This is a genomic window from Mesorhizobium sp. M0478, assembly GCF_040321305.1.
Lineage (GTDB): Bacteria > Pseudomonadota > Alphaproteobacteria > Rhizobiales > Rhizobiaceae > Mesorhizobium.
Genome location: NZ_JAMYRH010000001.1, coordinates 348362 through 360563 on the forward strand (window position 1 = coordinate 348362; position 12202 = coordinate 360563).

Annotated in this window: 11 protein-coding genes; 4 read left to right on the plus strand and 7 right to left on the minus strand. The window is 62.5% G+C overall.

Translation table 11 applies throughout. The annotated features are described in order from the left end of the window. Positions 1–201 precede the first annotated feature (201 nt). On the minus strand, positions 202–582 hold the full coding sequence (locus NKI64_RS01660) for a hypothetical protein (protein ID WP_023751676.1): 381 nt from the start codon (positions 580–582) through the stop codon (positions 202–204). A 502-nt stretch (positions 583–1084) separates the two neighbouring features. Here NKI64_RS01660 and NKI64_RS01665 point away from each other — a divergent pair. Next, a complete protein-coding gene (locus NKI64_RS01665) occupies positions 1085–2287 on the plus strand; it encodes an aromatic ring-hydroxylating oxygenase subunit alpha (RefSeq protein WP_023751675.1) in 1203 nt (400 codons plus the stop codon). A 15-nt stretch (positions 2288–2302) separates the two neighbouring features. Here the strand turns inward: NKI64_RS01665 and NKI64_RS01670 are convergent, their stop codons facing one another. Next, on the minus strand, positions 2303–3715 hold the full coding sequence (locus tag NKI64_RS01670; protein ID WP_023751674.1) for an aminotransferase: 1413 nt from the start codon (positions 3713–3715) through the stop codon (positions 2303–2305). Positions 3716–4007: 292 nt separating this feature from the next. Here NKI64_RS01670 and NKI64_RS01675 point away from each other — a divergent pair, with 292 nt between their 5' ends. The 3 genes from NKI64_RS01675 (at position 4008) to NKI64_RS01685 (ending at position 6911) form a co-directional block, all read left to right on the plus strand. Next, the gene (locus NKI64_RS01675) at positions 4008–4925 is read left to right on the plus strand and encodes an ABC transporter permease (protein ID WP_352666289.1); all 918 of its coding nucleotides are present in this window, start codon (positions 4008–4010) and stop codon (positions 4923–4925) included. Next, positions 4922–5746, plus strand: a complete 825-nt coding sequence (locus NKI64_RS01680) for an ABC transporter permease (protein ID WP_023693704.1) — start codon at positions 4922–4924, stop codon at positions 5744–5746. The genes NKI64_RS01675 and NKI64_RS01680 overlap by 4 nt, the downstream gene beginning before the upstream one ends. A 91-nt stretch (positions 5747–5837) precedes the next feature. Then, entirely contained in the window at positions 5838–6911 is a 1074-nt protein-coding gene (locus tag NKI64_RS01685; RefSeq protein WP_023824984.1) for an ABC transporter ATP-binding protein, read from the plus strand. Positions 6912–6951: 40 nt separating this feature from the next. Here NKI64_RS01685 and NKI64_RS01690 read toward each other — a convergent pair whose 3' ends face one another. The 5 genes from NKI64_RS01690 to NKI64_RS01710 form a co-directional block, all read right to left on the minus strand. Further along, complete coding sequence (locus tag NKI64_RS01690; protein WP_023831997.1) at positions 6952–8247, minus strand: flavin monoamine oxidase family protein; 1296 nt, start codon at positions 8245–8247, stop codon at positions 6952–6954. Next, a complete protein-coding gene (locus NKI64_RS01695) occupies positions 8244–9320 on the minus strand; it encodes an extracellular solute-binding protein (RefSeq protein ID WP_023670074.1) in 1077 nt (358 codons plus the stop codon). Before NKI64_RS01695 ends, NKI64_RS01690 begins: the two co-directional genes overlap by 4 nt. A gap of 113 nt (positions 9321–9433) precedes the next feature. Beyond that, positions 9434–10516, minus strand: coding sequence for an ABC transporter substrate-binding protein (locus NKI64_RS01700; RefSeq protein ID WP_352666292.1), 1083 nt, complete (start codon positions 10514–10516; stop codon positions 9434–9436). A 58-nt stretch (positions 10517–10574) separates the two neighbouring features. Beyond that, positions 10575–11255, minus strand: a complete 681-nt coding sequence (gene betI / locus NKI64_RS01705; protein ID WP_352666294.1) for a transcriptional regulator BetI — start codon at positions 11253–11255, stop codon at positions 10575–10577. Between the two features lie 27 nt (positions 11256–11282). Continuing rightward, positions 11283–12083: a class I SAM-dependent methyltransferase gene (locus tag NKI64_RS01710; protein ID WP_023754158.1), complete on the minus strand. Its 801-nt coding sequence runs from the start codon at positions 12081–12083 to the stop codon at positions 11283–11285. Between the last annotated feature and the right edge of the window lie 119 nt (positions 12084–12202).

Genomic DNA, 12202 nt, shown 5'->3' on the forward strand with positions numbered 1-12202 from the left:
TTCGGGTCAGGCGGAGTCGAGAATGGTGGTTCCCGAGAACCGGAGCGGAGCGTACTTGAAGTACGCGAGCACCGGAAGCGCAGGGAACCTCCATGCGCAGGCCGGCCTCACCCGAATGTCGATAGGCCCTAAAAAAGAGGCTCCCGACCGAGGGAAGCGGCGGGAGCCAAGAACGAGCGCGGGAGGAAGCGCTCGGGAGGTTCAGAAAACGTTGGGTGTCGTGGTCAGCGGCGCTGCGTTGGCGATCATGCGGACGGCACGCGCCTTGTGCACGCCGGACTGGGCGGCGATGACGCGCAGGCACTCCGCGCTCTCGGCGCCCCAGGCTTGGCCCTGGCAGGCAAAATCGATTTCCGGCTCCGGCAGCCGGGCGGTCTTGATGGTGGTCGGCGCGCCCTGGACGACATTGGCCGGCGGGTTGAGCGAAGCGAAGGCCGGACCGGAAGCCGGTGTCAGGAACATGACGGCCAGAGCGCAGGCGCCCAGCATGGAGAACATCGCAACCGGATGGTCGCTGGCGCGCTGACGCAGTGCCGGTTTGGCGCGTCGTTCGTTGCTAGTGATCTCGACTTTCGTATGCATTGCTGCTCCCCTTCGTTTTCTTATGAAACGAACCTAAGCGCGCCTGGTAACGGGCGAATGATGCGCTTGGCTTGCCCGCGTAACAGGTTTGAAACAAGAAATTCGGGCATATCCGGACAGATCCGGTCATGTGCCGACGACAAGATGCGTTTGCGAAGCTGTTTCATGCGGGCAATCAAATGTTGACGACAGGCGGGCCGCGAACGCACCAAGCCCGCTTCCTGTCGGCCGCACTATGAACAAGCTCACACTGCGGATCGAATTTGCGGACGCCAGGTATTTTCGTCTCGGAGCGGGCCGTGTTTGCAAGCTCGGCACGGCCAAATCCGCATGCCGGACAACTATTTCACGCCCCCCGGTTAACGCCCGTATTCCGGGATTTTCTGGCTTTCAGCTGGTCCTGTTGTGCCGACTTGAAAAGTTGAGATTTCTACAAACCATTGCATTTCAATGTAAAATATGGTTTTATTGAATGAGTATTCAATAAAAGAAGAGCTTTTTTATGAACCCGCATCTCCGTGACGTGGCGATCCCCAATGATTGGGACCGGCGGGGTCTGCCGGGCTGGAGTTATCACTCCGACGCGCTTCTCGAACTTGAGAAGGAATACGTCTTCCGCAACCATTGGCAGATCGCCGGCCATGTCTGCGACGTGCCGAATGCCGGCGACTATCTGACTATGGACGTGGTCGGCGAGCGGGCGCTCATCGTGCGCGGCAAGGACGGCGTCGTGCGCGCCTTCAACAACATGTGCCGGCATCGCGGCAGCCGCGTCGTCGCCGACAGCCAGGGCACCTGCAAGAACGCGCTGGTCTGCCCGTTCCATGGCTGGGTCTACAATCTCGACGGCACGCTGCGCGGCGCCGCCCGGCCGCGCTCCTTCCCCGAGCTCGACAAGACCGAATTCGGCCTGATGCCGCTCGACCTTGAGATATGGATGGGCTTCATCTTTGTCCGCTTTCGCAAGGGCGGCCCGCAGCCTTCGGTGGCCGAACTGTTGAAGCCGATCGAGGCCGAGATGGCACACTACAACGTGGCCGAGATGGTGCCGTCCTGGGGCATCTGGACACAGAAGACGCCGGTCAACTGGAAGTCGGTGCGCGACGTCGACAATGAAGGCTACCACGTCGCCATGGCGCATCCGGCGCTGCAGGATCTCTACGGCTCGACCTATTTCGACGAGCCGTTCATCAACGGCGTGTCGCGCTCCTTCGCCACCTACAGTCCGCATGCCGGCCGGCGCTGGAGCGTGCGCGAATACATCAAGCTCACGCCCGATGCCTCACACCTGCCGGAGCATCTGCGCAGGGCCTGGATCTATTACGGCATCTTCCCCAACAACGCGCTGTCGATCATGCCGGAATCGGTGCAGTTCTATCAGGAGTTCCCGCTGTCGACCGGCGAGACGCTGCTGCGCGGCGCCATCTACCGCTACCCCGACGAGACCCGGGAACAGGCGGCCGCCCGCTATCTCGCCTACCGCATCGACCGGGACACCATGAACGAGGACGTGCAGCTTTCCGTGTGGTCGAACGAGTCCATGATCTCGGAGGCCTTCGAGGGTTTTTATCTCTCCGACCTCGAATACGGTGTGCGCACCCACCACGACCATCTGCGTAAGCAGATCCCGGTGCTGGGCCTGGAGACGGCGCCGGAGGAGAAGGACATGTGGAACCTCAATGAGGCTATGCGCTCGCAGGTGTAGGGGCGGAACTGCCAGTCACCCCTGCCACACGCCCTCTTTGCGCAGATCATCCATGGTCCGCGAAATGCCTTCGCGCAGGATCGCCACCATGTCGTCGATCTGCTCTCGCGTGATGATCAGCGGCGGCGACATCACGCACATGTTGATCAGCGGCCGGACCAGGAGGCCGAGTTCGTGGCAATGCGCGTCGATGCGCTTGCCGACATCCTTGTCGAGCTGCAGCGGATCCTTGCTTTCGCGGTCGGCTACGCACTCGACGCAGCCCATCAGGCCCATGCCGCGGACTTCGCCAACCAGCGGCAGCTCCTCCAGCGTCTTTAACTGCGCCTGGAAATAGGGCGCGACATCGCGCGTGTGGGCAAGCACGCTGTCTTCCAGGATATCGAGGTTCTTCAGCGCCACCGCGCAGCCGATGGGATGACTGGTATAGGTCAGGCCATGGCCGAACATCGCATCGGGATGGTTGGAACGGCGCATTTCCTGAAGCAGCCGCTCCGAGATGATGACGCCGCCAAGCGGGAAATAGCCTGATGTGACGCCCTTGGCGAAGGTGATCATGTCGGGGTCGATGCCGAACACGTCGCCGGAGGCAAAGACATGGCCGAGCCGCCCGAAGCCGGTCACCACCTCATCGGAGATATAGAGGATATCGTTGTCCCTGCAGATTTCGCGAATGCGCTTGAGATAGCCATCCGGCGGCACGACGACGCCGCCGGATGCCTGCACCGGTTCGCCGACGAAAGCACCGATCTTCTCTGCGCCGACGCGGGCGACCGCATCGCGAAACTGATCGACCAGGAAATCGCAGAAGGCGGCGATGTCAATGCCTTTCGGCCGCCGGAACGGGTCTGGCGAGGACAGTTTGACGACCAGATCGTCGGCGCCGTCCATCCAGTCGCGGTCGCGCGGCCGCCCGTTGAGCGAGGCCGACAGATAGGTCGAGCCGTGATAGGCGCCGCCGCGGCTGAGGATCAGCTTCTTTTCCGGCCGCCCGCGCACATTGTTGTAGAACTGCATGAAGCGCAGCGCCGTCTCGACAGCCGACGATCCGCCGGTGGTGAAGAAGGTATGGCTGAGACCGCCCGGCGCATGATCGGCGAGGCGCTTGGCGAGCTCGGCCGACGGCGCATTCATCGTATACCAGGGCGTGTTGTAGGACAGCATCATCGCCTGGTCGTACATCACCCTGGCCAGCTCCTCGCGGCGGTGGCCGACATTGATGCACCACATGCCGGCCGGCCCGTCGATCAGTCGCTTGCCTGTTACATCGGTGATGTAGATGCCATCGCCCTCGCCAATCAGCGCACGCGCTTCATTGCCGACCGAGCCGGCATAAGGCCAGGGCTGGATGAGATGGCGCTTGGCCAGCTCGACCGCATCGCCACCGTCAGCCATTTCCATCGCTCTTAGGTCTCTTGCAGCCGCCATCATTGCCTCGCATCGTCTGAGCGTAATTTCACCGGACAGAAAGCGAAGCGCCAAGGGCAGGAAAGCCGGCTTTCTTCACTTCATTTTGAATGTCCGTTCAATCAATATTACAGAAATAGCGCTTGATTTCAATGCACGGATGCGCTCATGATGAAAGAAAGCCGGCAAGCTTGGAGCGCAACCAGCAAAGCGCGCTCCGCAAAAATTGGGAACAGGCAGCCGGCCCGGTCGATGGGAGCATCATGGCGGAACAGTTCGAGCCAGCAACCGAGATCACGCCCGGGTCGCTGCAATGACGGTAGCTGCCGAAGGGGTGCCCACGCGGCGCATGACGCGAGCAAGGCGAAACGCCCTTCTGCAGTCCGAGTCCGTCCAGGGCCTTGCCCTGATCAGCCCGACCTTGGTCTACGGTTTGATCCTGCTGCTCGTGCCGATCCTGGTGGTCTTCGCCCACTCCTTCTGGACGCAGAACTACCTCACCATCGACCATACATTCACGCTGGAGAATTATCGCATCGCGCTGACCGAGCCGATCTACCGCGATCTGCTCTGGCGCTCGCTCTACATTTCGCTGACGGTGAGCTTTTTCACCGTCATCCTCGCCTATCCGATCGCCTATTTCATTTCGTTCCATGGCGGCCGCCACAAGAGCCTGTGGCTGTTCCTGATCACCATCCCGTTCTGGACCAGCTATCTCCTGCGCGTGATGTCATGGAAAGTCATCCTCGGCTATAATGGCGTGCTGAATTCCGGCCTGATGGGCCTCGGCATCATCGACGAACCATCGACCGCGCTACTCTACAATTCCAGCGCCGTCATCATCACGCTCACACACGCCTGGGCGGCCTTCGCCATCCTGCCGATCTTCGTTTCGCTCGAGAAGGTCGACCGCACCTTGGTCGAGGCTGCCACCGATCTTGGCGACGGCCCGCTGCGCTCCTTCCTGCGCGTGACGCTGCCGCTGTCGGCGCCGGGCGTCATCTCGGCCGCTCTCATCGTCATGATCCCCACCGTCGGCGACTACGTCACCCCAAGGCTGGTCGGCGGCAAGGATGGCGTGATGATCGCCAATGCCATCGAGTCGCAGTTCCATAAGGCCTCCAACTGGCCACTCGGCGCGGCACTGTCCGTGACCACCATGCTGGTCGTGACGCTGATGGCGGGCGCCACCGTGCTCATCATCCGCGCGCTGCAGAGGCTGGCGCGATGACAGCGAGGCGGCGCCTTTTCCCCGGCGGCTGGCTGTCCGCCTACGCCCTCCTCTACGTCGTCTTTCTCTATCTGCCGGTGATCTTCCTGCCGATCTTCTCGATCAACACCGCGCCGACGCCAAAATTTCCTCTCACCGGCTATACGCTGAAATGGTACCAAGACCTGCCGAAGACGCCGGCGCTGCTTGACGCCGCCTGGAACAGCCTGATCGTCGGTATCTCGGCATCGGTGCTGGCGACGCTGCTCGGCATCCTCGCCGCCCGCTCGATCACCCGCTACCGCTATCCCGGCCGCCGCACAATCAATGGCCTGATCATGGCGCCGCTGGTGCTGCCGGAAATCATCCTCGCCATCTCCATGCTGCTGGTCATGCTGCAACTGGGCTTAAGCCTTTCGCTGTTCACCGTCGTACTCGGCCATGTCCTGATCTGCATTCCCTATTCGATGACGGTGCTGACCGCAGGCTTCGAGGGTTTCGACCGCAGCCTCGAAGAGGCCTCCGCCGATCTCGGCGAGAGTGCCTTCGGCACCTTCCGGCGGGTGACGCTGCCGATGGTGGCGCCGGCGATCATTTCCAGCCTCCTGGTCTGCTTCACCATCTCGCTCGACGAGTTCGTCATCGCTTTCTTCCTGACCGGCACCGAGACGACGCTGCCGATCTATATCTGGGGCCAGCTGCGCTTTGCCGCCAAGCTGCCGGGTGTGTTGGCGCTGGGCACGCTGCTGCTGGTTGCCTCTTTCGTTTTGATGACCGTTGCCGAGATCCTGCGCCGCCATGCGGCCAGACGCACCCAGAGCGAGGGAGGCCTCTATGCCTGAGCAGTCCCGGGCCGAACGGCCTCAGGATGAGCCATCCAAGCAAGATAAGTCCGAGCGGGCCCAATCTGATCGACCCCAAACCGACCGAGCAATGATCGAAATCCGCAGCGTTACCCGCAGCTATGGGACGTTCAAGGCGCTCGACGACGCCTCGCTGACCATCAAGGAGGGCGAGTTCTTTTCGCTGCTCGGCCCTTCCGGCTGCGGCAAGACCACGCTGCTGCGCATGATTGCCGGTTTCGACAACCCGACCAGCGGCTCGATCTCGGTCGGCGGCCAGTCGATGGAAGGCATCCCCGCCAACCGCCGGCCGACCAACATGGTATTCCAGAGCTATGCCATCTTCCCGCATCTCAATGTCGAGCAGAATGTCGCCTATGGGCTGAAACGGCTCAGGCTGGGAGGAACGGAAGAAAAGCGCCGCGTCGAGGAAGCGCTGGCGCAGGTGTCGCTCACCGGCCTCGGCAAACGCCTCGCCACCGAGCTTTCGGGCGGCCAGCGCCAGCGCGTGGCGCTCGCCCGCGCCCTGGTGATGCGGCCCAAGGTGCTGCTGCTCGACGAGCCGCTGTCGGCTCTCGACAAGAAATTGCGCGAGCAGATGCAGGTCGAACTGCGCCGCCTGCAGCAGGCGGTCGGCATCACCTTCGTGCTGGTCACCCATGACCAGTATGAGGCGCTCGCTATGTCCGACCGCATCGCCGTAATGTTCGGCGGCAAGATCGCCCAGGTCGCCTCGCCCAAGGAAATCTACCAGCGGCCGGTCAACCGTCAGGTCGCCGACTTCCTCGGCGGCATGAATTTTGTAAAAGCGCAGATCGTCGAGGAGAATGCCGCCTCGCTGGTCGTCGACACGCTGGGCTTCGGCCGAGTCCGGACCGACAAGCCGAAGGCCTTCGTGCGCAATGGCGGCGGCGCCACGCTGGGCATCAGGCCGGAGCGATTGCGCGTGCTGTGGGACAATGCGACGGCGAAATTCGAAGTGGCCGGCAAGCTGGTCGAACGCCACTATTTTGGCGAGATCACCCACCTCATCGTCGAGATACCCGGATTGGAAAAGCCACTGTCGGTCACCGAGACCAACGATTTCGGCGCCGACGATATCCCCGTCGGCACTTCGATCCGCCTCGGCTACGATCCCGAGGCCCTGGTGGCGATGGCGGACTGAGCATGATCCCGAAAAGTGGGAACCGGTTTTCGGAATAAGATCATGCTCCACTAAGAATTTTAAGTTCCGTCGCGATCTGTTTGGCTGCGATCCGCCCCATCACGATAGCGCCTTCGACATAGCCCGGGAATGACGGCGACAGTTCCGACGATGCCAAATGAACCGGGGCAGCGCCGGCACGGATCGTGCGCTCGGCATCCCGTGCCGTCACATCGACAATAAGGTCGCTGTAGGCGCCGCCGCTCCAGCGGTCATCGATCCAGTCGCGCTGGCTGAAATCGATAATGCCGGCCGCCTCCGGGCCAAGGGCATCAACGAGCCTTGCCGTGACCTCCGCACGCAGCGCCGCGTCCGCGAGCGGACGCCAACGCAACGCCAGTGGTCCGCCGACGAAGACGACCAGCGCGGCATGTTGCGCATCCTTGCTGGCGTCACAGGCGAACAGGCCCGGCAGGTCGCGCCACATCACCATGCCGCACAGGTCGCGCTCGCGCCAGAACGGCGTGGGATAGCGCACCAGGATCTTGATCACCGCACCGCTTTCCCAGACGCCGAGCGCCTTTGCGAGAGCCGGCGGCAGAGCGGGCGCGAAATCCAGCTTCGCGGCCGTCGCCGGCGGCAGCGCGACCAGCACTTTTCGCGCTTCGATGGCGCTGCTTGCCGAGACGGCACGAACCCCTTGCGGCCCGTGCTCGATGCGCGTAACCGGCTCGTTCAGCCAAACCCTGTCGCCGAGATCTCCCGCCATGTCCTCGGCCAGCGACTGCATGGTTTCGAGCAGCGAATATTGCAGCTCGGGCACCTCGTTGGTGATGCGGCGGTCATTGTCGATGAGGTACCACAGCGGCACCTTGTCCATCGCCAGGCACCACAGGCCTTCGATCATCGAGCGGAAAGCCGTCTTGGCGTCAGTGGGATCAGGCTGGCGTTCGAGCCAGGCGGCAGCGCTCATGCCGGCGATCGAGGGATCGTCCGGCTCGATCGCATTCATCCGCTCGCGGATTGCCATCGCGCCATGATAGGTCCGTTCGGCCTCTTCGACCGACAGCGACGGATGGGTGATGAAATCGCCATTCACATAGGTTTCGACGAAGGCCTTGCCACGGGACGCGGCCAGCGCCGTCACCTCCGGCATGTCTTCGCAGAAAAACTGGCCGCCGCTGTCGATGCGCTCGCCAAGCCCGTTGCGAATAGCCTCGACCCTGCCGCCGACGCGGTCGCGTGCTTCGAGCAGCACGACATCGATGCCGGCCTTTCTCAGCTCAAGCGCAGCCGACAGGCCGGTGAAACCGGCGCCGACGATGACGACATCGGTTCTTTCAGTCCTGTCGCTCAATAGCCGGCCTTGATCTTCTCGAATTCCGTGACCATGCGCTGCTTGAGCTCAGGCGGCACCGGCTGCTGGAACAGCGTCTTGTCCAAGAACTTGTCGAGATTGTCGAAGCCACGGTCGCTCAGCACCTGATGGTCGATCGCGGCCATCCCGGCGCTGTTGCCGTGGCCGTAGCCGAAGGTCTTGACCAAGTAATCGGACACGGCATGCGCGTTGACCGCACTGAGGAAATCATAGGCCTGATCGAGCTTGCCCGGCGCATCCTTCATCAGCACATAGCCGCACACCCAGGTGGATATGCCTTCCCTGGTGTCGCGGTTCATGGCGATCGGCATGCCTTGGCCCTTGAGCGTCACGAAGGTCTCATTCCAGCCCCAGACGAGGTCGACCTCATTGCCGGTAAAGGCCTGGTTGAGGTCGGTGTCGTCGGTCCAGTAAAAGCGGATGTTCTTGTGGACGTCACGCAGGAAGGCGGACGCCTCCTGGAACTGCGCGTCGGTCATCTTGGTCCAGTCCTTGAGGCCGATGACCAGGCTGGCCAGCGCATAGGCGTCATCGACATTGTCGCCGATGGTGACGCGGCCCTTGAATTTGGGATCGGCGAAAATCTTCAGCGACTGCGCTTCCTCCGCCGTGACCTTGTCGGTGCGGTAGAGCAGCGAAGTGTTGCCCCAGTCGAACGGCATGAACCAGGCCTTGCCGTCGGCGGTGACGGCGAGATCCTTCATCGCCATGATGCCGGGATTGAGATCCTTCCAGCCGGCGATCCGGGAGGTGTCGAGCGGCTGCAGAATGCCGGCCGCGCGCCACTTGGTCACGCTTTGCGAGCAGGGGTGGGCGATGTCGGCCTTGAAGCCGGCGCGCATCTTCTGGAACGCTTCCTCCTCGTCGCCGAAGAAAGCAAAGGTCGGCTCGGCGCCGTATTTGGCGGTGTAGTCGGGGTGCAGCAACGGATCTTCATAACCCGACCAGTCGAACACGACGAGGTCTCCGCCGCCTTCGGCATAAGCAAGCACGGCGCCTGCGCCGACCGTAAGGGCGGCAGCAAGAGCAAGGCGGCGAAGCATGGAATTCATGGCGCGAAACTCCTCATCGCGAAAAGCGGCCGGGCGACGTTACGGAATTTCAGCGGCCTTGGCGAGACCGTCTGCCCGGCGCACTGACAGGACGGAGGAAGCCGGACAGAGCTTTAGTACCCCGCCTTGATCTTCTCGAATTCGGCGATCATCTTGAGCTTGAGCGACGACGGCACGGGCGATTGGAACAGGGTCTTGTCGACGAATCTCTGCACATCGTCATAGCCCTTTTCTTTCAGGATCGCCGGGTCGACGCCGGCCATGCCCTTGGCGTTGGCCTGGCCATAACCCCAGTCCTTGACCAGCACCTTGGCGGTCTCGGGATCGTTGATCGCGTTGAGGTAGTCATAGGCCTTGTCGACATTGCCAGGTGCGTCCTTGAACAGCACGTAGCCGCAGACCCAGGTCGAGATGCCTTCGTCCGTATCCTTCTTGGACTTGATCGGCACACCGGCAGCGACGGATTGTACCGTGGCATCGTTCCATGCCCAGGCGAGATCGACCTCGCCGCCGCTCAGCAACTGGACGACGTCCGTGGTATCGGTCCAGTAGGAGCGGACATTCTTGTGCACCTGGCGCAGGAAGTCGGACGCCTGCTTGAACTGGTCGTCCGTCATCTTGGTCCAGTCCTTGAGCCCCATGGCAAGGCTGGCCAGCGCATAGGCGTCGTCGACATTGTCGCCGATCGAGACCCGCCCCTTGAACTTGGGATCGGCGAAGGCCTTCAGCGACTGCACATCCTTCGCGTCGATCTTGTCGGAGTTGTAGGTGAGCTGGGTGTTGCCCCAGTCCCACGGCATGAACCAGGCCTTCCCGTCCGACGTGGTGGCCAGATCCTTCATCGCCATGATGCCGGGATTGAGATCCTTCCAGCCGGTGATCTTCGAGGTGTCGAGCGGCTGCAGCAGCCCCGCCTCACGCCACTTTGTCACGCTCTGCGAGCAGGGATGGCCAAGATCGGCCTTGAAACCGGAGCGCACTTTCTCGAAGGCTTCGTCCTCGTCGCCGAAGAAGGCGAAGGTCGGCGAGTCGCCGTTCTTCTCGACATATTTGGGGTGGAAGCTCGGGTCCTCATAGCCCGACCAGTCGAACACGATCAGGTCCTTGTCGGCGGCGACCGCAATCGCCGCGGCCGAACCAGCCAGCGTCGCCGTCAGCGCCAATGTCAGTGTCAGGCGTCGGGTTATTCTTTTCATGCTGTTCCATCCTCTTTGTTTCTGATTGTTCGCTCCGGCTTGGATCCGCCGGTTGTTGTCAACGTCCGCTGTCCGGCGGGTAGTGTTTCGGAAAGGCGGCCGACAGGAATTCGTTTGCCGCCTGCAGCGCGCTCTCACGGGTGACGTCCTCGGTCCCCATCATCAGCCGCAGCCACAAGCCCTCGAGCATGGCGCTGAGCGCCAGCGCCATGACCTGCGGCTCATAGGCATAACCACCGCCGTGCTTGAGCGTGGCACAGAGGTCGATGAAGATCTTCTGGTAGGCCGCGTCGCGCGCGCCGCACAGCGCCTGGTAGGTCGGCCGCGACTTGGCCTCGCCCCAGAACGCGCACCACGCCGCGAGCTTGCGCTTGTTGCAGATCGAACGGTCGAAATCGGCGGCGACCAGCGCCCGCAGCTGCCGGGCTGGATCCTCGCCGGCCTTGGTCAGCGCGACGCGCCAATGCGCCGCATATTCGTCGGCCATATAGGCCAGCGTGGCGACGAGCAGCTTCTCCTTGCTCTCGAAATGGAAGTTGACGATGCCGCGCGACAGGCCGGCGCCGTCAGCGACATCGGCCATCGTCGTTTCCGAATAACCGCGCTTGGCCAGCGAATCGATGGTCGCTTCGATCAGCTGCTGTTGCCTGACCTCCTTCGACGCCTTGCGGCCGCGTTTTTCCGGCTCGGTTTTTCCAGACGTGTCGGAGGATCGCTCTTCGCGCGCTGCAGCTTTCATCGGTGCCGTCATGCTCCACATTGCCGGCTATCCCACCACAGCCGGCTTCCACCCGCGAAGATGAGTGGGACGGTGCTCGCCACTGTCAAGCACCTTCTGCATGGCTTCCCAGGTCTTGATGTTCTTGTCGACATAGGCCGCTCCGACCGCGACTGCCGCCGTCTCGTAGAGCGGGCCTTTCAGCCTTTCCAGCTCGCCGCGTGCGACCTCGCGGTACCAAGAATTGCGGTCCTTCACAGTGACATCGGCAAAGCCGGCGCTGCGCATCGCTTGCGCATAGCGTGCCGGCGAGGCCATGGCGAAGGACAGGCCTTCGGCCGCGACATAGGCCTTCATCTCAGATGACGGCTCGCCGTCATGGCCGATCAGCCAGTCGGAGGCGGCAAGGACGCCGCCCGGCTTCAGCACGCGGAAGATTTCCGCAAACAGCGCGTCCTTGTCGGACACGTGCACCAGCGCATCCTTGGAGAAGACGACATCGAACGAAGCGTCGGCAAAAGGCAGCGGCCCCGGCGGCGCCTGGACGAAGCTGGCGCGGTCTGAAAGCCATCGTGCAGCGGCATGCTTTCTGGCCGCCTCGATCACCGGCCGCTCGATGTCGAAGCCGGTGGCATGAGCAGCACCGTGGCGCTCCACCAGATGCAGCGCGATGCCGCCGGAGCCGCAGCCGATGTCGAGGATCGTCTTGCCCCTGAGCGACAGCCCTTCGACCACCCGGTCGACCTCGTCTGGTCCGCCCGGCGACAGATAGCCCTCGCCCCACAGCGCCTCGAGGAAGCGGATCGCGGCGTCGTCATATTCCGGCTCGCCATCTGCCGTTTCGATCATCAGACCTTAAGTCCCGTCAGCCGAATTGCGCAGGTTCGAATGCCGGCAAAGCGTAGCGTATTAACAGGAAAACGCAATATCATTTGTTGAACATTCATTCAGAATGGCTGGACAGAATA

Coding starts and splice junctions, on each gene's coding strand:
- NKI64_RS01710 (WP_023754158.1), bottom strand. CDS start 12,083: ATGATCGAAACGGCAGATGGCGAGCCGGAATATGACGACGCCGCGATC.
- NKI64_RS01685 (WP_023824984.1), top strand. CDS start 5,838: ATGATCGAAATCCGCAGCGTTACCCGCAGCTATGGGACGTTCAAGGCG.
- NKI64_RS01680 (WP_023693704.1), top strand. CDS start 4,922: ATGACAGCGAGGCGGCGCCTTTTCCCCGGCGGCTGGCTGTCCGCCTAC.
- NKI64_RS01675 (WP_352666289.1), top strand. CDS start 4,008: ATGACGGTAGCTGCCGAAGGGGTGCCCACGCGGCGCATGACGCGAGCA.
- betI (WP_352666294.1), bottom strand. CDS start 11,255: ATGAAAGCTGCAGCGCGCGAAGAGCGATCCTCCGACACGTCTGGAAAA.
- NKI64_RS01660 (WP_023751676.1), bottom strand. CDS start 582: ATGCATACGAAAGTCGAGATCACTAGCAACGAACGACGCGCCAAACCG.
- NKI64_RS01665 (WP_023751675.1), top strand. CDS start 1,085: ATGAACCCGCATCTCCGTGACGTGGCGATCCCCAATGATTGGGACCGG.
- NKI64_RS01670 (WP_023751674.1), bottom strand. CDS start 3,715: ATGGCGGCTGCAAGAGACCTAAGAGCGATGGAAATGGCTGACGGTGGC.
- NKI64_RS01695 (WP_023670074.1), bottom strand. CDS start 9,320: ATGAATTCCATGCTTCGCCGCCTTGCTCTTGCTGCCGCCCTTACGGTC.
- NKI64_RS01700 (WP_352666292.1), bottom strand. CDS start 10,516: ATGAAAAGAATAACCCGACGCCTGACACTGACATTGGCGCTGACGGCG.